Below are 20521 nucleotides of genomic sequence, written 5' to 3'. Positions count from 1 at the left end.
GTCACGGCACCACGCGGAAGTGGGTGGTCAGCCGCCCGTCCTCGCCCAGCAGGTGGAAGGCCAGCCCGGGCGGCTGGTCCCGGTCGGCCGGTGCGTCACCCTCCCAGGGCAGCCGCAGGGTCCAGGTCACCGCGGGCCCGACGATCAGCGGGCGCCCGGCGAAGGACGAGGCGGCGGCGGTGTGGGCGTGGCCGGTGAGGACGGCGGCCACCCGGGGATGCGCGTCGAGCAGTGTGGCCAGCCGCTCCGGCTCCTCCAGCCGGCAGGAGTCGGGCAGCGGGTGGTGCACCTCCACCGGCGGCTGGTGGAAGGCGAGCAGGGCCGGGACGCCGTCCGGGAGCCCCGAGAGCGTCCCGTCGATCCACCGGGCGGTCTCCGCGTCGATCCGGCCGTGGTCGTGGCCGGGAACGGTGGTGTCGCACATCAGGACGGCGGTGCCGCCGATGCGGTGGACCCGGTTGACCGGCCCCTCGGCGGGCGCCTCCCCGAGCAGGGCCTTGCGGTAGGCGGGCCGGACGTCGTGGTTGCCGGGGCAGGTCAGGACCGGGAACGGGAGGTCGAGCAGCCGGGCGGCCTCTGCCCGCCGGCGAACCCCCGTCCACAGCCCTGCACCCGGCCGCCGACGCGCGGCCCGAGGCCGGGGCCGAAATCCGGGCGCGGGCCGGGCTGATCGCCGGGCTGGCCCGGGCCGCGATCGAGTTCCTGGCCGGGCCGCAGTGCGAGCAGCTCCGGTCCTGCTCGGCGCCGCGCTGCGTGCGGTACTTCCTGCGGAGCCACGGACGCCAGGCCTGGTGCAAGCCGTCCTGCGGCAACCGCGCCCGGGTCGCCCGCCACGCCGAACGCCGCCGCACGACGGACCCGGGCGGGGCGTAGGCGCGGTCCGGGCGACGCGGTCCGGCCGCCGGACCGCGAGGCCGCCCGAGGCCGTCGGGCGGCCGGGACCGCCCCGGGTCGCCGGGCCGTCGAGGCCGCCCCAGGCCGTCGGGCCGGCCGGCTAGAGCTCCGCGTAGGCCGCCGAGGCGTCGTCGTGGCGCTTCCCGCGACCCGAGGGCCTGGCCGGGTCGGATTCCAGGGTGCGGACCCGGGCGATCAGCCCCTCCGCCCCCTCCTTCCGCAGTACCGCCATGCAGTCGGCCCAGTCGCCCTCCCGGAAGGTCTCCGTCCAGCGGCCGGCGCCGTCCGTCAGCGCGGCCAGCGCCCGGACCTGCGCGCGCGGGGTCCGGCCGGTGACCGCGAGCCCGGCTGCCGCCGGGTCGGCCGCCGCGGTGAAGAAGGCATCCGCCCGCCCGTACGCATTGCGCAGCGCATCCGTGGCGGCGTGCGAGCGCAGCACCTCGCGCGGAACCCGGTCGAGCCGGTCGTCGCGCACCGCCGTCACCTCCCCTGCCGGCGACTGGAGCAGCAGCACCGAGTCCGACAGCACCAGGTGCTCGACGTACTCCTCGTCCCAGCGGGCCACCACCACGGTTGCCTGCGGGGTACGGACGTGAGAAAGGTCACAGCCGTCCCCGTGTGCCGCGGCGGTGTCGCGAATGGCCTCGGCCAGGATCCGGTCCAGGGACATGTCCCGTCGCGATCCGGACAGTTCGGTCAATCGGCCGCCGAGCCGGGCGGTGAACCAGGGCACCCCGTGCACGCACCCGTCCTCCCCGGCCGGCGGGGTCACCCCGTCCAGAGCGACCAGCACTCCGCCCTGGCCGCAGGCGGGCAGCGCGGCGGACAGCCAGTCCTCGTTGGGGCGTTCCGGGTCTCCGGGGGCGGAGGCGAGGTCGATACGCATGGGGACAGTCTGCCCGGGATGTCCGAAAGCGGTACGGGCGGAGGGGTGGCCGGGATCGGCCCACCGGCTGGTCCGTACCAAATGTCCGGCGTGGGGCGGGAACCGGCGCTCACCGGAAGCGGAAGGTCCGCGTAATCTGCGGGCGGGCATCCTGCCAAAGCCCCCATCGATCTTTCAACCGGCTGTCCACGGAACCCCGCTGACCCGGGGTGACCCGGAGTCCGCCGAGTTGTTCGCCAACTCCTCCGTGATGTTCACTCGTTCGTGTGGCCGGGTGGGCGATGTGCGGCTCTGTCCCAAACACACTGCGATGGTCTGAAGCGGTACGAGGGAGCAGGGGGCGTTTACTTGTTGACCGGCCGTTACCTCGGCCACACGAGTAGACGAGCACGAGCACACGTACAGGATTGCGAGCACCGGTGCAGAAAAAGCGGTCTCGGAAGAACGGCACCGCCACCACCGCCGACGGACCCGCCATCGCAGGCCTCCCCACGGGACGCCGCGTACGCGTGCGCCGCAGGCTGGTCATCAGCGTCGCCGTCGCCGGCCTCGCCGTACTCGCGGCCGGCACGCCCGCCGTGCTCTCCGCCACGGCCGAGCTGAACGAATCCCAGAGCCTGGTCAACCGCGCCGACCAGGCCCGGCACACCCTTTCCCTTGCGCATGTCCTCGCCGACGAGCGGGACGCCGTCACCGAGTTCGTCGCCAAGGGCCGGCCCGGCGCCGGCAAGGCGGCAGTGCAGGAGCGGTCCGCGCGGGTCGACCGGCAGACCGCCGAGGTCCAGGACGTGGCCGACGAGCCGCTGGCCCTCGCCCTCGGCCGGATCGAGGCCGTCCGCGGCGAGGCCGTCACCGGCAAGGGCAGCGCCCTCGCCGCCCACCAGGCCTACTCCGGCCTCATCGCCGAACTCCTCGCGCCCGGCGCCCGGCTGGCGGAGCTCACCCCGCCGCGGGCCACCGCCGCACTCGCCACCACCCGGCCGCTGGCCCCCCTCGGCCTCGCCGTGGACCAGGCCTCGGCCACCCGCGGACTGCTGCTCGCCGCACTGTCCGTCCCCCGCAACGAGCAGTCCTCCTCGCCTTCTTCCTCTTCTTCCTCCGCTTCCTCGGCCGCCGCCGCAGCGGTCGCCTCCCCCCTGGAGGACGAACTCGCGACCGCCGCACAGCGGGCCCGGGTACGGGAGCAGGGCGCGCTGGACGACTTCGCGCGGACCGCCCGGCCCGACGTACGCGAAACCCTCGCCGCGACCGTCACCGGCCCCGAGGTGAAGGCCGCCGAGGACTACCTCGGCCGGCTCACCGACCGGCCCACCCTCTCCCCGGCCGACCGGAAGCTGGGCAGCGAGGCGGTCGGTACCGCCCTGACGGCCCGGATCGACCGCATGCGCTCGGTGGAGTCCACGCTGGCCGCCGAGCGCGCCACGGCCATGGCCGGGCTGCGCGACGACGACGTGACCGCGCTGGAAATGCTGATCGCGCTGCTCGGCGTGCTCTTCCTCGTCGCGGTCGGTGCCACCACGGCCGTCGCCCGCTCGCTGACCCGGCCGCTGTCCGTGCTGCGGCGGGGCGCCGCCCGGCTGGCGACTGCGGAAGGCTCGGTGGAGCCGGTCCGGTTCACCGGCCGCAACGACGAGTTCGCCGAGGTCGTCCGGTCGCTGAACTCGGTCCGCGAGATGACCGTCTCGCTCCACACCCGGATCGCCGGACTGGACGCGGACCGGCGTCGGCTGATCGGCCGCAACGAGGCGCTGACCGCAGGCCGGACGGAACTCGAGGAGGAACTCGCCGAGCTGCGGTCCGGCCTGGAAGAACACCGCCGCATCATGTCGACCACCTCGGTCTCGCTCTCGCTGCGCACCCTGGGCCTGGTCGAACGTCAGCTCTCGGTCATCGAGGAACTGGAGTCCAAGGAGCAGGACCCGGACCGGCTGGCCACCCTGTTCAAGCTGGACCACCTGGCCACGGTCATGCGCCGGCACAACGAGAACCTGCTGGTCCTGGCCGGGCAGGAGCACGGCCACGGACAGGCGGGGCCGGTCCCGCTGGTGGACGTCATGCGGGCGGCGGTCTCCGAGATCGAGCGCTACGAGCGCGTCGACCTCCAGGCCCTGCCCGCCTCCACCCAGGTCGCCGGCCACGCCGCCGACGACATCTCGCACGTCCTGGCCGAGCTCCTGGAGAACGCGACCACGTTCTCCCCGCCGGAGGCCAAGGTGAAGGTCTCGGGCTGGCTGCTCGACTCCGGCGCCGCGGTGCTGTCGGTGGTGGACGAGGGCATCGGCATCACCGAGGACCGGCTCACCCTGCTCAACCAGCGCCTGGCCACCCCGGACGCGTACGAGGCGGAGCCCGAGGCCGAACACGGCCTGGGCCTCGGCCTCTACGTCGCCGGGCGGCTGGCCGCGCACCACGGGGTGGAGGCGGAGCTCCGCGCGTCCCGCCACGGCGGCACCGAGGCCCTGGTCGTCATCCCGGCCCCGCTGCTCCCGACGACCCCGCCGGTCACCCCGGTCCACACGCTGGGCGTGCCGGGCGGGCCGTCCCTGCGCCTGCCGGGCGTGGTGGCGGAGGCGAACGAGCACACCCTCCCGCCCCGGTTCCGCACCACCCCGGCCGAGCACGCCCCGGCCGCCGAGGCGCCCGCCGAGGTGCGGGTGCCGGGTACGCGGGACGAGGAAGCGGAGTACGGGACCGAGCCCCCGGCAGCGTCACCCCCGGTCTCCCCGCTGGTGCCGACCCTCATCGTGGCCGGGCCGGAGGACGACGCAGCACCCGAGTACGCCGAGTACGCCGAGTACACCGAGGACGCAGCTCCGGAGTACGCGCCGGAGTACGAGCAGGAGAACGCGCCCGGCCTGCCGCCCGCCGACCAGGTCTTCACGGTGCCCGCCCCGGCACCCCCCGCGGACACGGCCACGGCCACGGACGTGACCACGGACGCCACGGCCACGGCCACGGACCCGTCCGGAGACGCAGAGGCGGACGCCCACACCCTCGCCCCCGACGAGGCCCCCGCCGTCACCGACAAGGGCCTGCCCAAGCGGACCCCGCGCGCGGTGGCCGCCGGCCGCGCCGCCGACCCCGGCACCAAGCCCGAGCCCAAGCGGGTCGACGCCGAGGAACTGCGGCGCCGGCTCGGCGGGTTCTACCAGGGAGCCCGGGACGGCCGCCGCGTCGTCGCGGCCGAGCTCGCCGAGGGACGCAACGATCAGGGGGACACCGCACAGGAGGCACGCACATGACCGCGCCCAGTACGCCCGGTACGTACGGACTGAGCACCCAGGCCCGCAACCTGCAGTGGCTGCTGACCGACCTGGTCGAGGAGGTGCCCGGCATCGTCTCCGTCGCCGTGGTGTCCTCCGACGGCCTGCTGCTCCTCTCCTCCGATACGGAACCCCAGGCGGCGGCCGGTGGGCGCCAGTCCGAGCAGGACCGGGCCGAGCCCGCCACCGCCCCGGCCCCGGTGAAGGGACCCCGTGGCGCCTCCGCGGACCTCGCGACCATCGTCTCCGGCCTCGGCAGCCTCACCACGGGTGCCGCCGAACTCATGGAGGGCGGCGCCGTCAAGCAGACCATGGTGGCGATGGAGCACGGCTCGGTCTTCGTCATGGCCATCAGTGACGGCTCCCTGCTCGGCGTGCACGCCACCCCGGACTGCGACATGAGCATCGTCGCCTACCACATGGCGCTCTTCGTCGGCCGCGCCGGCCATGTCCTCACCCCCGAAGTCCGCAGCGAGCTGCGCCAGTCCCTGGAGAACCTCACGTGACTGCCGCACCGCCGTCGCGCCTTCCGATACGCGGGGCGGACCGCCGCCCCGCGCGCGTCCGCCCGTACTCGCTCACCGGTGGCCGCACCCGTTTCCCCCAGGTCCTGCTCGTCGAGACCTTTGTCGCCGCCCTGGACCCGACCCCGCGCAGCGGCGACCGGATGCCGGAGATGCGCGCCATCGTCGAGGTCTGCCGCCGTATGCGGACCATCGCCGAGATCGCGGCGCTGCTGCAGCTGCCGCTCGGTGTCGTCCGCGTCCTGGTCAGCGATCTCGCCGACCAGGGAAGGATCCGCGTCTACGGGACCGGACACGGCACCGGCCGCCCCGACCGCGCACTGCTCGAAAGGGTGCTCAGTGGGCTCCGCCGTCTCTGATATCGCCGCCGACGAGGCCGTCCAGGCCTGGCAGTACGACCGCTCCCGTGCCCCCGTCGCCGTGAAGGTGCTGGTCGCGGGCGGGTTCGGGGTCGGCAAGACCACCTTTGTGTCCTCGGTCTCGGAGATCACCCCGCTGCGCACCGAGGCGCTGATGACCCAGGCCAGCGCCCCCACCGACGACCTGTCCGCCACCCCGGACAAGCACACCACCACCGTCGCCATGGACTTCGGCCGGGTCACGCTCGACGACGACCTCGTCCTCTACGTCTACGGCACCCCCGGCCAGAAACGTTTCTGGTTTATGTGGGACGACCTGGTCCGCGGGGCCATCGGCGGCATCGTGATGGCCGACACCCGCCGGCTGCGCGACTGCTTCCCCGCCCTCGACTACTTCGAGAGCTGCGGACTGCCGTACGCCGTGGCCGTGAACCACTTCGAGGGCTCCACCTCCTACGAGGAGGAGGACGTCCGCGAGGCGCTCACCGTCCCGCCCCACGTCCCCGTCGTGATCATGGACGCGCGGCGCCGGGCCACGGTCGTCGAATCGCTGCTGACGCTCGTGGGCCACGCCCTCGACACCACACCGGAATAGCGCCAAGGGACAAGGGACACAGGCACCGTCATGCGCAAGATACTCGTCGTGGGGGCCGGGCAGTCCGGTCTCCAGCTCGCCCTCGGACTCCAGGCCAAGGGGTACGAGGTCACCCTCCTGTCCAACCGGACGGCGGACGAGATCCGCACCGGGCGGGTCATGTCCACCCAATGCATGTTCGACACCGCGCTCCAGCACGAGCGCGACCTGGCGGTGAACTTCTGGGAGCGGCAGGCCCCGAAGATCGAGGGCCTGGGCGTCTCGGTCGCCGCCCCCGACGGCAGCCGCCCCGTCGACTGGCTGGGCCGCCTCAAGGGCCACGCCCAGTCCGTGGACCAGCGGGTGAAGATGGCCGGCTGGCTGGACGCCTTCGCCCAGCGCGGCGGGCAGCTGGTCATCCACGGCGCGTCCGTCTCCGACCTGGACTACTTCTCCGCCACCCATGACCTGGTGCTGGTGGCGGCCGGCAAGGGCGAGCTCGTCTCCCTGTTCGGCCGGGACGCGGCGCGTTCGCCGTACGACACCCCGCAGCGCTCCCTGGCCGTCAGCTACGTGCACGGGCTGGGCCCGCGCCCGGAGCACCCGGAGACCGAGGCGGTCCGCTGCAACCTGGTCCCCGGGGTCGGGGAGCTGTTCGTGATGCCGACCCTGACCACCTCCGGCCGCGCGGACATCCTGTTCTGGGAGGGCGTCCCGGGCGGCCCGGTGGACGCGTTCACCGGCATCACGGACCCGGCGGAGCACCTCGCGCTCACGCTGGAGCTGATGGAGAAGTTCACCCCGTGGGAGTACGCGCGGGCGACCAAGGCGGAGCTGACGGACGCGGGCGGCACCCTGGCCGGCCGGTACGCGCCGGTGGTCCGCAACCCGGTCGGCCGGCTGCCGGGCGGCGGGCTGGTGCTGGGCGTCGCGGACGTGGTCGTGGCCAACGACCCGATCACCGGCCAGGGCTCCAACTCGGCCGCCAAGTGCGCCGCGTCCTACCTGTCCTCGATCCTGATGCACGGGGACAAGCCATTCGACGAGGCCTGGATGAAGGCCACCTTCGACAAGTACTGGTTCACCACCGGCAAGCCGGTCACCCAGTGGACCAACGCGATGCTGGGCGTGCCGCCGGAGCACGTGCTGAACCTGATCGGCGCGGCCGGGCAGCTCCAGCCGGTGGCGGACCGGTTCGCCAACGGCTTCGACAACCCGGCCGACTTCGACGCGTACTTCTACGACCCCGAGGACGCGGCCGACTACCTGGCGGAGGCCGCGGCGGAGGTCGCGGCGGCCCCCGCGGGCGCCGCCTCGGCGGAGTAACCGGAATCGTCCCCTTCCGAGGCTGCCTCGGGCAGCCGCGGCGGGGTGTAGTCCGCCGGGTCCAGCGGGATGCCGGCCGGGTCCGGGCGGACCGCGCCGAGCAGCGGGTTCGCGGCGATCGGCGACACCTTGACCTTGGCGCCTGGCCGGGGCGCCTGGATGACCTTGCCGTCACCGGCGTAGATGGCGACGTGGGTGGCCTTCGGGAAGTAGACCACCAGGTCCCCGGGGCGCAGCTGGTCCAGCGGCACCTTGGGGAGCTGCGCCCACTGCTCCTGGCTGGTCCGGGGGATCGTCCGGCCGGCGTGCGCCCAGGCCTGCGAGGTGAGACCGGAACAGTCGAAGGAGGCCGGGCCCTCGGCGCCCCATACGTACGGCTTCCCGAGCTGCGCGGTCGCATAGCCGAGCGCGGCCCCGCCGGCGGCGGTCGGGGTGCCGGTGCGGGCCGGCAGCCGCCCCGATTCCAGCAGTGCGCGCTGGGCCTTGTCGGTGCCGGCCCGCTCCCGGGCGGAGAGCTCGGCCAGCTGGTCGGCGGTGAGCGAGGCCAGCAGCCGCTCGACCTCCTTGAGCCGGGCGGTGGCCTGCTCCTTGTGCTTCTTCTGCTCCGCGGCCAGGGCCTGCTGGCCGTCCAGGGCCTTGCGGGCCTGGGTGGCGAGCGTGCCGGCCCGCTTCTCGGCGCCGGCCAGCCGGGAGACCACGGCGGCCCGGTGCAGGGCCTCCCGCCCGGTCATCCGCTGCCGCTCCAAGGCCTGCTGGGGGTCGCCGGAGAGCAGCATCCGGGCGTACGGGGACAGCCCTCCGGAGGCTTCCTGGTACTGCACCCGCGCCAGCCGTCCGGCCTCGGCCCGCTCCTTCCCGAGCGCATTCCGCGCCACCCCCAGCTCCCCGCTGAGCCGCCGCTCCTCCTCCTGGCGCTTCCTCAGGGCGACCTCGGTCGCGTTGTAGGCCTCGGTGGCCTCTTCGGCCTGCTGGTAGAGCCCTTGGAGCCGGACGAGCAGCCGGCCGACATCGGCGGGCGCGGCGGGTTCGCCCGGCTGGGCGGTCGCGCCGGCGGCGGGCAGGGCGGTGAACAGCACCACGGCGACACAGGCGGTGCGCAGCACACGACATGACATGGGGTCACCTCCACCCCCCACCCTGCCACCCGAAATCACACAATCCCCCCACCACCCCGCCCACCCCACCCACCTCACCCTTTCGGCCCGCCCTGACCGCCCCCGGGCGGCGGGGCGTGGGGCGAGCCCGGTCGCCCGTGCGGGTGTGGGGCGCAGCCCCGTGGGCGGGTTCGGGGGCCGTAGGCCCCAGGTTTGGGCGGAGCCCGGGGGCCGGGGGCGTGGGGCGCAGCCCCGGCATGCGGTGCCGGGCAGGGCCTGGTGCCCGTGGGGGCGTGGGGCGAGCCCGGGCGCCCGTGGGGGTGTGGGGCGCAACCCCACGGGCGGGCCGGGGCCGTCCGGGCGGAGCCCGGGGCGTCTGTGTGGGTGCGGGGGCGCAGCCCCGCGGGCGGGTTCGGGGCCGTAGGCCCGGGTGGAGCCGGACGCGGCCCGGGGGTACGGGGCGCAGCCCCGAGCGGGACCGGGCGCAGCCCTGGGGTGGTCCGGGGCGCAGCCCCAAGCGAGGTCGGGCGCAGCCCCGAGCGGGTCCGGGCGGAGCCCCGGTTTCGGGAAGGGGCGGGGTGGGGGAGAACTCCGCGTCAGCGGTCCAGGAGGCGGGACTTGGCCGCGCTGAACTCCTCCGCCGTCAGGAGCCCCTCCCGCGCCAGGTCGGCGAGCCGGCCGAGCTGGTCCGCCAGCTCGCCCGGCCCGGCGGCGGCAACGGCCGGCGGCGGCGACGGAGCAGCAGCGGCAGCGGCAGCCGCAGCCGCCGCCCGCCCCGCCTCACCCCCGTCCCACACATACGCCCCCCGCGCCAACAGCCCGCGCAGCAACGGCCGTCCCGCCGCCCGCTCCGCCGGATGCACCACATCCCCCACCGGCCGGATGAACATCAGGCCACCCCCAGCCGTTCCACCGGAATGCGGACCGAGCCCGCGATCCGGCCGCCCGCCGCCCGCACCGCGACCGCCGCGTCCGCCGCCCACACGTGCTCCACCAGCAACAGCAGCGCGCAACTGCCCCGGTCCAGCAGGTCCGCCGCTTCCTGTACGTCCTCCGGCCCGATCAGCCGCGCCACATCACGGCCGGCCAGCAGCCCGTGCAGCTCCCGGAACTCGTCGAACTCCGCCGCCATCACCTCACCCGCCGCCGTCTTCGTCGCGACCAGTCCGTCGATCAGCCGGACGTTGCCGGTCTTGCGCAGCCCCAGCACGGCCTCGACCGCCGGCACCCGCAGCTGTTCCTCGGGAAACGCAAGGACGATGAACTCCACAGGCCCCATCGACGGCTCCGCTCCACTCCGCATCGCTCTGCACTGCACTGCTCTGCATCGCTTCTGACGACTCTTCGGCTCGGCTCACTATGACATAGCCGGACATAACCTCTGGGAGCTTGCTACGTTTCCCAAATGACCGCATTGACGGCAAAGGTGGCGGACCCCTCGGATCCCGATCCGGTACCACCACCCGGAACGCCCCACGCCCGGCGCAGCGGCACCGAGCTCGCCCTGCTCACCGGCGCCGTCGCCCTCTCCGTCCTCGGCTACCTCTACGTCGGCCTCGCCACCGTCGGCCACGTTCCCGCCGAAGCCTCCCGCTACGCCGCCGGCCTCGCCGCCGCCGGACTCCTCGCGCATCTCGCCGTACGCTTCGCCGCCCCGTACGCCGATCCGGTCCTGCTGCCCATCGCCGTCCTGCTCAACGGCCTCGGCCTGGTCCTCATCCAGCGCCTGGACCTGACCACCCCCGCCCACCCCGCCTCCGGCACGCAGCTCGTCTGGTCCGCGCTCGGGGTGGCGCTGTTCATCCTGGTCGTGGCCGTCCTCCGGGACCACCGGGTGCTCCAGCGGTACGCCTACCTCTCGGTCGCCGTCGCCCTCGTCCTGATGCTCGTCCCGGTGTTCTTCCCGCCCGTCAACGGTGCCCACATCTGGATCCGGATGGCCGGACTCTCCTTCCAGCCCGGCGAGTTCGCGAAGATCCTGCTGGCCCTCTTCTTCGCCGCCTACCTGGCCGCCAACCGCACCGCCCTCGCCCTCACCGGCCGCCGCATCTGGTTCCTGCGCATGCTGCCCATGCGCGTGCTCGGACCGATCCTCACCATCTGGCTGCTCAGCGTCGGCGTACTGGTCCTGGAGCGGGACCTCGGCACCTCCCTCCTCTTCTTCGGCCTGTTCGTCATCATGCTGTTCACCGCCACCGGCCGGATCGGCTGGATCGCCGTCGGCCTGCTGCTGGCCGGCCTCGGCGCGTACGCCGTCGGCACCTTCGAACCGCACGTCAACGGCCGGGTCGAGGACTGGCTGGACCCTTTCGCCTCCATCCGGCGCGGTGAGGGACCGGGCCAGCTCGCCCAGTCCCTGTTCGCCTTCGGCGCGGGCGGGCTGCTCGGGGCCGGCCTCGGCGACGGCCAGTCCTTCCTCATCGGCTTCGCCGCCAAATCCGACTTCATCCTCGCCACCGCCGGCGAGGAGCTCGGCCTGGCCGGCCTGGTCGCCCTCCTGCTGCTGTACGGGCTGCTGGTCGCCCGCGGTTTCGAGGCCGGACTGGCGCTCCGCGACCCCTTCGGGCGGCTGCTCGCCACCGGCCTGGCCTCGATCGTCGCCCTCCAGGTCTTCGTGATCACCGGGGGAGTGACCGGGCTGATCCCGCTCACCGGCATGGCGATGCCCTTCCTGGCCCAGGGGGGCTCCTCCGTGGTCACCAACTGGATCATCGTCGCGCTGCTGGTCCGGCTGAGCGACAGCGCCCGCCGGCCCCGCCCGGCCGCCCAGGTCGCCCCGGCAGCCCCGGCCGGCCCGGCCGCCGCCGGGACCGCGGAGGGGGCGGCCGGCGCATGATCCGCTACATCCGCTGGTGCGCCTGGTTCTGCGCGCTGCTGCTGGCCGCCCTGCTGTTCAACGTCGCCCGGGTGCAACTGGTCGACTCCGAGGCGCTGGCCGCGAACCCGGCCAACAAGCGGGCCGTCATCGCCCGGTACGCGCAGCCGCGCGGCCCCATCCTGGTCGACGGCCGGCCGGTCACCGGGAACCGGGACAGCCGGCAGCTGCTGCGGTACGAACGGACGTACCGGGACGGCGCCCTGTACGCCCCGGTCACCGGCTACTCCTCGCAGACCTATGGCACCGGCTTCCTGGAGCGGGCCGAGGACAGGATCCTGGCGGGCACCCATCCCGGGCTGTCCGTGCTCCCGCTCTGGCACGAGCTCGCCCGCAGCCGGCCGGCCGGCGGTCAGGTCGTCACCACCGTCAGGGCCGGGCTCCAGCGGGCCGCGTACGCCGGACTCGCGGGCAAGCGGGGTGCGGTGGCGGCGGTCGAGCCGGGCACAGGCCGCATCCTGGCGCTGGTGAGCAGCCCCTCGTACGATCCCGGGGTGCTGTCCGGGACCGGGCCGCAGGTGAAGGAGGCCTGGGCCCGGCTGAACGGGGACCCCACCCGCCCGATGCTGAACCGTGCGCTGCACGAGACCTACCCGCCCGGCTCCACCTTCAAGATCGTGACGGCGGCTGCGGCGCTGGACGCGGGCGTGGTCACGGATGTGGACGCACCGACCCGCACCCCGGACCCGTACCCGCTGCCCGGCACGCACACCCTGCTGCCGAACGCGGCGACCGGCTGCGAGGACGCGTCGATGGCCGAGGCGGTGCGCTGGTCCTGCAACACGGTGATGGCGAAGATCGGCGTGCAGGTGGGCCTGCACCGCATGGTGGCGGCGGCCGAGCGGTTCGGCTTCAACCGTGCCGGACTGCGGGTGCCGACCTGGGTGTCCCGGTCGGACTTCGACACCGACATGAGCCGGGACCAGCTGGCCCTGTCCGCGATCGGGCAGTTCAACACCAAGGCGACCCCGTTGCAGATGGCGATGGTCGCGGCGGCGGTCGCGAACGGCGGCGAGATCATGTTCCCCCACCTGGTGGAGGCCACCACCCAGGCCGACGGGGACCCGGTGCGGCGGGCCGGCCACACGTCCCTGGGGCGGGCCATGAACCCGGCCACCGCGCTGCGGTTGCAGCGGCTGATGGTGGGGGTGGTGGAGGACGGTACGGGCCGCAATGCGGCCATCGCGGGCGCCACGGTCGGCGGCAAGACCGGCACCGCCCAGCACGGGGTGGGCAACGCCGGTACCCCGTACGCCTGGTTCATCGGCTGGGCGAAGGGGGAGCACGCGCCGGTGCCGGAGGTCGCGGTGGCGGTGGTGGTCGAGGACGCGGCGGCCGACCGCCGGGACATCAGCGGCAACAGCGCGGCGGCGCCGATCGCACGCGCGGTGATGCAGGCCGCCCTGAAGCCCTGAGGCCCTGACGGGCCAACTGTGCGCCTATGGTGCGGACATGACCGATGACTCCCACACCCGCACCAGCACCCACACCTATGAACTCGCCCAGGTCAACATAGCCCGCCTCAGGTTCCCCATCGACTCGCCCGAGCTCAAGGACTTCGTGGACGCACTGGACCCGGTGAACGCCGTCGCCGAGGCGGCCGACGGCTTCCGCTGGCGGCTTCAGAGCGACGGGGGGAACGCCACCGACGTGCCGTTCTTCGAGGACGAATGGCTGATCGTCAACATGTCGGTGTGGCGGGACACGAACGCCCTGACGGCGTTCATGTACCAGGGGCAGCACCGGGAATTCATGGCGCGCCGCCGCGAATGGTTCGAGCGGGTGGAGGAGGCCGTCACGGCCCTGTGGTGGGTTCCGGCGGGGGAGCGGCCGACCGTGGCCGACGCCGAGGCCCGGCTGTCGCACCTGCGCACGCACGGCCCCACCCGGTACGCCTTCACCCTCCGCACCTCCTTCCCGCCGGAGGCCGTCTAGCCTCGCGGGTGGCGGTGGTCAGGACGGGTCCGTGCGACTGCCCTGGGCGATGGCCGCCTCGACCTCCGCCACCCGGGCCGCCTCCTCCGCCGCGAACCGCTCCGCGTCCAGCGCCTCCGCGAGCTCCTCGTCCTGGGTCATCAGCAGGTCGAGGCTGGAGTCGCCGAGGTCGAAGACCCCCATGTCCAGATAGGCCTTCTGGAGCCGCTCGCCCCACAGTCCGATGTCCTTCACACAGGGCACGATCCGGCTGAACAGCAGCTTCCGGAACAGCCGGAGGAACTCCGAGTTCTCGGTGATCTCCTCCGCCTCCCGCCTGGGTATGCCGAAGTTCTCCAGCACCTCCACCCCGCGGATCCGGTCCCGCATCAGGTAGCAGCCCTCGATGACGAACTCCTCGCGCTCGCGCAGCTCGGCGTCGGTCAGCTGCCGGTAGTAGTCCCGCAGCGCCATCCGCCCGAAGGCCACGTGGCGGGCCTCGTCCTGCATCACGTACGACAGGATCTGCTTCGGCAGCGGCCGGTCCGTCGTATCGCGGATCATCCCGAACGCGGCCAGGGCCAGCCCCTCGATCAGCACCTGCATGCCCAGGTAGGGCATGTCCCAGCGGGAGTCCCGGAGGGTGTCGCCCAGCAGGCCCTGGAGGTTGTCGTTGATCGGGTAGAGCATGCCGATCTTCTCGTGCAGGAACCGCCCGTAGATCTCCGCGTGCCGGGCCTCGTCCATGGTCTGGGTGGCGGAGTAGAACTTCGCGTCCAGGTCCGGCACCGATTCCACGATCCGGGCCGCACACACCATCGCGCCCTGCTCGCCGTGCAGGAACTGGCTGAACTGCCAGGCGGTGTAGTGCCGGCGCAGGTCGCCCTTGTCCCGCTCCGTCAGCTTCGCCCAGTGCCGGGTGCCGTAGAGGTTCAGGACCTCGTCCGGGGTGCCGAGCGGGTCGTACGGGTCCACGTCGAGGTCCCAGTCGATCCGCTGGTTGCCGTCCCACTGTTTGTCCTTGCCCTTCTGGTACAGGGCCAGCAGGCGCTCCCGCCCCCCGTCGTACTCCCAGTTGAAGCGGGCCGAGCCGGAGGCGGGGACCTGCCAGACGGTCTCGCCCGGGCCGGTGGTGTAGAGCTCGTGCGTCGACACTGACGGACCTCTTCTCCATGAGCCTTGCGGGACGGGTCAGTTGGCAGTGCAGCACGTTGGTAGACGCGGGGTCAACAAGTCGTGCGCGAGGGATTGACGACCTTTGCTGACAGGCAGTCTCATAAGAGAAGACCGCTCGTAACCGCTGGTAACCCACTCGCGAGGTGTCCGATCCCATGACCACCGTGACCGACCGCACCGCCCTCCGGGATGCGCTCGGCCTGCTCAAGGACCGTGAGCAGGTAGCCGAGCGGCTGCTCGAATCCTCCGCCAAGCACTCCTTCGACCCGGACCGGGAACTCGACTGGGACGCCCCGGCCGTCGACGGCGCCTACTACTGGCCGCCCGAGCTGCTCTCCCTCTACGACACCCCGCTGTGGAAGCGGATGAGCGAGGAGCAGCGGATCGAGCTGTCCCGGCACGAGGCCGCCTCGCTCGCCTCCCTCGGCATCTGGTTCGAGATCATCCTGATGCAGCTGCTGGTCCGGCACATCTACGACAAGTCGCTGACCAGCAACCACGTCCGCTACGCGCTCACCGAGATCGCCGACGAATGCCGGCACTCCATGATGTTCGCCCGGATGATCCAGAAGGGCGGGGCGCCCGAGTATCCGGTCTCCCGGCTCAACCACAACCTGGCCCGGGTCCTCAAGACGGTCTCCACCACCCCCGGCTCCTTCGCCTGCACCCTGCTGGGCGAGGAGATCCTCGACTGGATGCAGCGCCTGACCTTCCCGGACGAGCGGATCCAGCCCCTGGTCCGCGGGGTCACCCGGATCCATGTGATCGAGGAGGCCCGCCATGTCCGGTACGCGCGCGAGGAGTTGCGCCGCCAGATGGCCACCGCCCCGCGCTGGGAGCAGGAACTCACCCGGATCAGCTGCGGCGAGGCCGCCCGGGTGTTCTCCGTCGCCTTCGTGAACCCGGCCGTGTACGAGAACGTGGGTCTGGACCGGCGCGAGGCGGTGGCCCAGGTCCGGGCCAGCGGCCACCGCCGGGAGGTGATGCAGACCGGCGCGAAGCGGCTCACCGACTTCCTCGACGACATCGGGGTGCTGCGCGGGGTCGGCCGCAGGCTCTGGAAGAGCTCGGGCCTGCTGGCCTGACACCACGGCCCGACGCCATGGCCGGTGCCACGGCCGACGCACCGGCCGGTGCCGTGGTGTTGGCGCACCGGCCGGTGCCGTGGTTGGCGCACCGGCCGGGTCACCCGTCCCCCGCCCGGGTGACCCGGCCGGGGGATACCCTGCGGACATGACCCGGACCCGGACGACGCCCACGGTCCCGCCGGCCCCCCGCGCGTACCGCCGGCTCAGTGTCGAGGAGCGTCGCGCCCAGCTGCTGGATGCCGCCCTGTCGCTGTTCGCGCGGCGCGTCCCGGAGGACGTCTCCCTGGACGACGTCGCCGAGGCGGCGGGGGTCTCCCGGCCGCTGGTCTACCGGTACTTCCCCGGCGGGAAGCAGCAGCTGTACGAGGCGGCCCTGCGGTCGGCGGCGGACGAGCTGGAGCTGTGCTTCGCCGAACCGCAGGCCGGCCCGCTGACACTGCGGCTGTCCCGGGCGCTGGACCGCTACCTGGCCTTCGTCGACGGCCACGCCGCCGGGTTCAGCGCGCTGCTCCAGGGCGGCAGCGTGGTGGAGACCTCCCGCACCACGGCCACGGTCGACGAGATCCGCCGCACCGCCGCCGACCAGATCCTGCTGCACCTGGCCGTGCCGTCGCCCGGGCCGCGGCTGCGGATGATGGTGCGGACCTGGATCACCGCGGTCGAGGCGGCCTCGCTGATCTGGATCGACGAGGGCAAGCAGCCGGGGGTGGAGGAGCTGCGGGACTGGCTGGTCGACCAGTTCATCGCCCTCCTCACGGCGACGGCCGCCACAGACCCGGAGACGGCGGCAGCGGCGCGGGCCGCCCTGGCCATGGAGGCGGCGGACGGCCCGGTGGGGGTACTGGCCCGGCGGGTGATCCCGGTGGTCTCCGAGGCGGCCCACCTGCTGTGACACTGGTGGGGTGAGAAGCCAACCCACCCCCTTCGAGGGCGGCCCGATGGACGGCCGGGTCCTCCCGATCCTGCTCGGCCCGACCGGCCACCCGCCGAAGTGGTACGAAATCCCGGTCCCGGACCCGGCGGGCGGCCCGCCGACGGTCCTGCTCTACAAGCGCGTCCCGGCGGGCTACTCGAAGCGGCTGCGGCTTCAGCAGGGCTGGAAGTACGAGTACGACCCGACGGGCCGCAAACCCCCACTCCGCTGGCCCTGGACCAAGACCCCCGCCTAGCCGCTGTCCGCGCGCTGTGCGGGCTCGGGGTACGCGGCCCCGGGCGCGGTCCGGGGCGGAGCCCCGCCAACGCGGCGCCGGCCACCCCCGGTCAACCCGGCCCCGGGCGCGCCCCGGGCGCGCCTCGGGCCGGCGGTTCCGTCCCCGCCCGGGGCGGAGCCCGGAACGGAGGGCCGGGCGAAGCCGGGCAGGCCGGCCGTTCCGTCCCCGCCTGGGGCGGAGCCCGGAACGGAGGGCCGGGCGCGGCCCGGGGCGGAGCCCCGTTCCTCATTCCCGCCCCGCCCCGCCCCCATCCCGAACGGCGGTGCCGGGCGCAGCCCGGGCATCCGGCGGGGTCCGGGGCGGAGCCCCGGGGAGCGGGGAGGGGCGGGTAGGGGAACAGCTCCGCGCAGCGGCCCGGCCCCGGCCCGGCCCCGGCCCGGCCCCGGCCCCGGCCCCGGCCCCGGCCCGGCCCCGGCCCGGCCCCGGCCCGGCCCCGGCCCGGCCCCGGCCCGGCCCCGGCCCCGGCCCGCTGGGCCGGGGGCTCGGCCGGGCACCGGCCAGGGCACCGGCTAAGGCGGGGGGTGCGGGAGGGTCAGGACCGCGACGGCTCCGCCCTCCTCCGCGTTGCGGAACCGCAGCCGGCCGCCGATCACCTCTGCCTGCCCCACCGCGATGGTCAGCCCCAGCCCCGTCCCCTTGCCCCCCGCCTGCGGCTCCGTGCGGAACCGCTGCGGACCGTGCGCCACCAGGTAGTCCGGGTAGCCGTCCCCGTGGTCCCGTACGGTCACCACCGGCCCGTCCACGGTCAGCACCACCGGCCCGCGCCCGTGCTTGTGCGCATTGGCGACCAGATTGCCCAGCACCCGCTCCAGCCGCCGCCGGTCCGTCTCCACGTACACGTCACGGAGCACCACGACCTCCGTCACCGCCCCACCGCCACCGGCACCGCCACTGCCACCGCAACCGCCGGAGGCATGCGCCCGTACCACCCGCTCCGCCAGTGCCCCCAGCTCCTGCAGCTCCGACTCGACCTGCTCGCTCCCCGAGTCCAGCCGGGAGATCTCCAGCAGGTCCTCGGTCAGCTGCCGCATCGTCCGGACGCGTTCCTGCACCAGCTGGGTCGGCCGCCCGGCCGGCAGCAGTTCGGAGGCCGCCTGCAGCCCGGTCAGCGGGGTGCGCAGCTCGTGCGCCACGTCCGCGGTGAACCGCTGCTCGCTCAGCAGCTTCGCCTGGAGGGTGGCGGCCATGGTGTCCAGCGCCCCGGCGACCGTGGCCACCTCGTCCTGTGGCCGGGCCGGATCCTTCGTCCGGGGATCGCCCACCCGCGCGTCCAGGTCCCCCTGGGTGATCCGGCGTGCGACCGACGCGGTCTGGTGCAGCCGGCGCGTGACCCGCGTCATGGCGAACGCACCGACCAGCAGGGTGCCGCCGATGGCCAGGACGGAGGAGCCGATGATCGCCTTGTCCAGGCCGCTGATGGTGCGTGCGCTCTGCGTGTAGTCGATGGCGGTGGCCAGCGCCCGGCCGTCGGCGGGGGCCGCCGCCCACATCGTCGGCCGCCCGTTGTGGTCGGCGACCAGGGTGCCGCGCTCTCCGGTGAGGGCGAGCGCGCGCAGCGATTCCGGCAGCCCGTCCGGGTCGATCCCGGACTCGGGCGGCATCGCCTCGCCCGCCTCGTAGCGCGCCGAGGCCTCGGCCAGCTTGCCGAGCGCCTTCTCGCGGGCCGTCGCGACGGTCTGCCGGGTCACCTCCACATGCACCAGGACGCCGAGCACGATCGTCAGCGAACAGCACATGACCACGATGAAGCACGCCGCCTTCCAGGTCAGCGTCGCGGTCCAGGACGGTATCCGGGGGCTCATGCGGCACTCGGTACGGGGCTTGCGGCGGGGCTGGGAGTGCCGAGCGGTCCGGTACCGGCCGAGGCCGGCGACGGCACCCGCGTGATCTGCTCACGGGTCGGCAGCATCGACCGCTGCCGGTCGTCGTACGACCATGCGGTGGACAGCTCGTAGCCCGGGTTGGCGCTGGGCATCCGCAGGATCAGGTCCTGGCCGGCCAGCTCCACGCTGATCACGGGCTCGGTGGTGGCCATGATCCGGTTCAGCCGGCCGTCCGGGTCGGCGGTGTAGACCCGTACGGACATCAGCTGCTCCGGCCCCGGGAGCTCGATGCCGATGACCAGGTCGTCCCGGCGGTTGCCGGTGAGGTCGCGGTAGTACGGCTTGAGGACCGGGCACTGCCCGCCCCGGCCGCCCTCGTCGCCCGCCTGGCCCGGCTCACAGGCCCGGATGGCCGCGGCGGTCTCCGCGGGCATGCCGTCCGGCCCCACCATCCGGTCGCCGTGCACGGCCAGCTCCGCCTGGACCAGCGCCACCGGGTCCACCTGGTGTACGTCCTGCCCGGTGACGGGCGGCAGCCCGGGGACGTACTCGGGCGGGGCCCCGCCCGGATCGGCCGGCTGTACGGAGGCACCCTCGCGGCTGGGCCACAGGTGCACCGGGCCGCTCGCGGTGGGGGTGGGCCCGGCGCTCGCCAGCCCGCCCGTGCCGTTCCCGCACCCGGCCAGCCCCAGCAGGGCCACGGGTATGAGCAGGCAGAGCAGGACGACGGGGGTCCGTCTGCCTGCCGCGGCCGGGCGCGGGGTGCGCATGCTGCGGAGATCACCGGGCGGCTTCACGGACCCTGCGACCTCCTCGTACGGGTGACTCCGTCCGTTCAACCTTATGCGGACTTACGTCCGTTTTGCCCTCAACTATCTGTCCGGCCCCGGCGCAGCATCGCAAAACCGAGCCCGGCGGCACCGACGGCCGCCATGCCGCCGCCCGCCGCGATCAGCAGCAGGCCGTCGCCCGGCTCGTCGGCCAGGGTGTCCAGCCGGAGTGCCTCGGCCGGCCCGGCGGCCCGCAGCGGGGCCCCGGTGGGCTTGCCGTCCCGCTGCGCGGTCTTGTGGCCGTCCCGGCCGAGGGCGGTGCCGCCCGAGTGCCGCTCCGCAGACCCGTCCGACCCGTCCGACCCGTCCCGGGCCGGCACCCAGGAGGAGAGCCGGCCGTCGGGCTGGAGGGAGATGCGCAGGGCGTCCGTACCGCCGGAGCCGGCGACTCCGTCCCGGCTGCTGAGCGTGGCCACCTTGACCCCGCCGCTCTTGATCTCGGCCTGGTACGCCCCCTCGGCCAGCCGGTAGACGCGGGCCGTGGACACACCGTCCGCCAGGGTGAGGCTCTTGACCAGGGTCCGCGGGGCCGTGGCCGGCATGCCGTCCGCCAGGGCGGCGGCCGGCAGGGCCAGCACGCCGGCACCGGCGCAGGCGACGGCGGCGGCGCGGACGAGAGTGCGGCGGGCGGTGCTCACGGAAGGAATCCTTCGGGCCGGTGCGAACGGGTGCGGTGAGGTCAAC

General features: G+C 74.0%; 19 protein-coding genes and 2 pseudogenes. 12 read left to right on the top strand and 9 right to left on the bottom strand.

What is annotated here, in order from left to right; genetic code table 11:
• Window position 1: 1 nt before the first annotated feature.
• Window positions 2–577: pseudogene (locus tag DEJ50_RS11020) on the bottom strand (metallophosphoesterase); the annotation flags it as partial.
• Window positions 578–582: 5 nt separating this feature from the next.
• Between DEJ50_RS11020 and DEJ50_RS11015 the strand changes: the two are divergent.
• Window positions 583–873, top strand: a pseudogene (locus tag DEJ50_RS11015) (CGNR zinc finger domain-containing protein); the annotation flags it as partial.
• A 121-nt stretch (window positions 874–994) separates the two neighbouring features.
• On the opposite strand, the gene DEJ50_RS11010 reads toward DEJ50_RS11015, so the two are convergent.
• Complete coding sequence (locus tag DEJ50_RS11010; RefSeq protein WP_150207414.1) at window positions 995–1780, bottom strand: protein phosphatase 2C domain-containing protein; 786 nt, start codon at window positions 1778–1780, stop codon at window positions 995–997.
• A gap of 419 nt (window positions 1781–2199) precedes the next feature.
• On the opposite strand from DEJ50_RS11010, the gene DEJ50_RS11005 reads away from it, so the two are divergent.
• The 5 genes from DEJ50_RS11005 to DEJ50_RS10985 are packed head-to-tail and all read left to right on the top strand — an operon-like array spanning window position 2200 to window position 7826.
• On the top strand, window positions 2200–5022 hold the full coding sequence (locus DEJ50_RS11005; RefSeq protein WP_150207412.1) for a nitrate- and nitrite sensing domain-containing protein: 2823 nt from the start codon (window positions 2200–2202) through the stop codon (window positions 5020–5022).
• Window positions 5019–5549: a roadblock/LC7 domain-containing protein gene (locus tag DEJ50_RS11000; protein WP_150207410.1), complete on the top strand. Its 531-nt coding sequence runs from the start codon at window positions 5019–5021 to the stop codon at window positions 5547–5549. The genes DEJ50_RS11005 and DEJ50_RS11000 overlap by 4 nt, the downstream gene beginning before the upstream one ends.
• Window positions 5546–5926 (top strand): DUF742 domain-containing protein, encoded by a 381-nt coding sequence (locus DEJ50_RS10995; RefSeq protein WP_150207408.1) that lies wholly within the window; start codon window positions 5546–5548, stop codon window positions 5924–5926. Before DEJ50_RS11000 ends, DEJ50_RS10995 begins: the two co-directional genes overlap by 4 nt.
• Entirely contained in the window at window positions 5907–6521 is a 615-nt protein-coding gene (locus DEJ50_RS10990; protein ID WP_150207406.1) for a GTP-binding protein, read from the top strand. Before DEJ50_RS10995 ends, DEJ50_RS10990 begins: the two co-directional genes overlap by 20 nt.
• A gap of 30 nt (window positions 6522–6551) precedes the next feature.
• The gene (locus tag DEJ50_RS10985) at window positions 6552–7826 is read left to right on the top strand and encodes a styrene monooxygenase/indole monooxygenase family protein (RefSeq protein WP_150207404.1); all 1275 of its coding nucleotides are present in this window, start codon (window positions 6552–6554) and stop codon (window positions 7824–7826) included.
• On the opposite strand, the gene DEJ50_RS10980 is transcribed toward DEJ50_RS10985, so the two are convergent.
• The 3 genes from DEJ50_RS10980 to DEJ50_RS10970 all read right to left on the bottom strand — a co-directional run bounded on the left by DEJ50_RS10980 (window position 7763) and on the right by DEJ50_RS10970 (window position 10199).
• Window positions 7763–8941, bottom strand: coding sequence for a C40 family peptidase (locus DEJ50_RS10980; protein ID WP_150207402.1), 1179 nt, complete (start codon window positions 8939–8941; stop codon window positions 7763–7765). The genes DEJ50_RS10985 and DEJ50_RS10980 overlap by 64 nt on opposite strands.
• 575 nt (window positions 8942–9516) lie before the next feature.
• Window positions 9517–9810 (bottom strand): SHOCT domain-containing protein, encoded by a 294-nt coding sequence (locus DEJ50_RS10975; RefSeq protein ID WP_150207400.1) that lies wholly within the window; start codon window positions 9808–9810, stop codon window positions 9517–9519.
• Window positions 9810–10199, bottom strand: coding sequence for a DUF6325 family protein (locus DEJ50_RS10970; protein WP_150207398.1), 390 nt, complete (start codon window positions 10197–10199; stop codon window positions 9810–9812). The genes DEJ50_RS10975 and DEJ50_RS10970 overlap by 1 nt, the downstream gene beginning before the upstream one ends.
• A gap of 135 nt (window positions 10200–10334) precedes the next feature.
• Here DEJ50_RS10970 and DEJ50_RS10965 point away from each other — a divergent pair, with 135 nt between their 5' ends.
• From DEJ50_RS10965 to DEJ50_RS10955, 3 genes are read left to right on the top strand one after another with little or no spacing between them, the layout of a single operon-like run.
• Window positions 10335–11756, top strand: coding sequence for an FtsW/RodA/SpoVE family cell cycle protein (locus DEJ50_RS10965; RefSeq protein WP_411757678.1), 1422 nt, complete (start codon window positions 10335–10337; stop codon window positions 11754–11756).
• Window positions 11753–13210 carry a penicillin-binding transpeptidase domain-containing protein gene (locus tag DEJ50_RS10960; protein WP_150207394.1) on the top strand — a complete coding sequence of 486 codons (1458 nt, stop codon included), beginning with the start codon at window positions 11753–11755 and terminating at the stop codon, window positions 13208–13210. Before DEJ50_RS10965 ends, DEJ50_RS10960 begins: the two co-directional genes overlap by 4 nt.
• Window positions 13211–13247: 37 nt before the next feature.
• Window positions 13248–13730 carry a DUF3291 domain-containing protein gene (locus tag DEJ50_RS10955; RefSeq protein WP_150207392.1) on the top strand — a complete coding sequence of 161 codons (483 nt, stop codon included), beginning with the start codon at window positions 13248–13250 and terminating at the stop codon, window positions 13728–13730.
• Window positions 13731–13748: 18 nt separating this feature from the next.
• Here the strand turns inward: DEJ50_RS10955 and DEJ50_RS10950 are convergent, their stop codons facing one another.
• Window positions 13749–14864: a ferritin-like domain-containing protein gene (locus tag DEJ50_RS10950; protein WP_150207390.1), complete on the bottom strand. Its 1116-nt coding sequence runs from the start codon at window positions 14862–14864 to the stop codon at window positions 13749–13751.
• Window positions 14865–15040: 176 nt separating this feature from the next.
• Here DEJ50_RS10950 and DEJ50_RS10945 point away from each other — a divergent pair, with 176 nt between their 5' ends.
• The 3 genes from DEJ50_RS10945 (at window position 15041) to DEJ50_RS10935 (ending at window position 17142) form a co-directional block, all read left to right on the top strand.
• Window positions 15041–15970: an AurF N-oxygenase family protein gene (locus tag DEJ50_RS10945; RefSeq protein WP_150207388.1), complete on the top strand. Its 930-nt coding sequence runs from the start codon at window positions 15041–15043 to the stop codon at window positions 15968–15970.
• 148 nt (window positions 15971–16118) lie between these two features.
• Window positions 16119–16865 carry a TetR/AcrR family transcriptional regulator gene (locus DEJ50_RS10940; protein WP_150207386.1) on the top strand — a complete coding sequence of 249 codons (747 nt, stop codon included), beginning with the start codon at window positions 16119–16121 and terminating at the stop codon, window positions 16863–16865.
• 10 nt (window positions 16866–16875) lie between these two features.
• Complete coding sequence (locus DEJ50_RS10935; RefSeq protein WP_150207384.1) at window positions 16876–17142, top strand: hypothetical protein; 267 nt, start codon at window positions 16876–16878, stop codon at window positions 17140–17142.
• Between the two features lie 551 nt (window positions 17143–17693).
• Here the strand turns inward: DEJ50_RS10935 and DEJ50_RS10930 are convergent.
• The 3 genes from DEJ50_RS10930 to DEJ50_RS10920 form a co-directional block, all read right to left on the bottom strand.
• Window positions 17694–18986 carry a sensor histidine kinase gene (locus DEJ50_RS10930; protein ID WP_150207382.1) on the bottom strand — a complete coding sequence of 431 codons (1293 nt, stop codon included), beginning with the start codon at window positions 18984–18986 and terminating at the stop codon, window positions 17694–17696.
• A complete protein-coding gene (locus DEJ50_RS10925) occupies window positions 18983–19804 on the bottom strand; it encodes a hypothetical protein (protein WP_223837699.1) in 822 nt (273 codons plus the stop codon). Before DEJ50_RS10925 ends, DEJ50_RS10930 begins: the two co-directional genes overlap by 4 nt.
• Window positions 19805–19875: 71 nt before the next feature.
• Window positions 19876–20475, bottom strand: a complete 600-nt coding sequence (locus DEJ50_RS10920) for a hypothetical protein (RefSeq protein ID WP_150207380.1) — start codon at window positions 20473–20475, stop codon at window positions 19876–19878.
• Window positions 20476–20521 lie beyond the last annotated feature (46 nt).

The organism is Streptomyces venezuelae (assembly GCF_008642295.1).
In the GTDB taxonomy this organism is placed as follows: domain Bacteria; phylum Actinomycetota; class Actinomycetes; order Streptomycetales; family Streptomycetaceae; genus Streptomyces; species Streptomyces venezuelae_C.
Note: the sequence above shows the minus strand (reverse complement) of the source record. Positions and strands in the feature narration are given on the sequence as shown.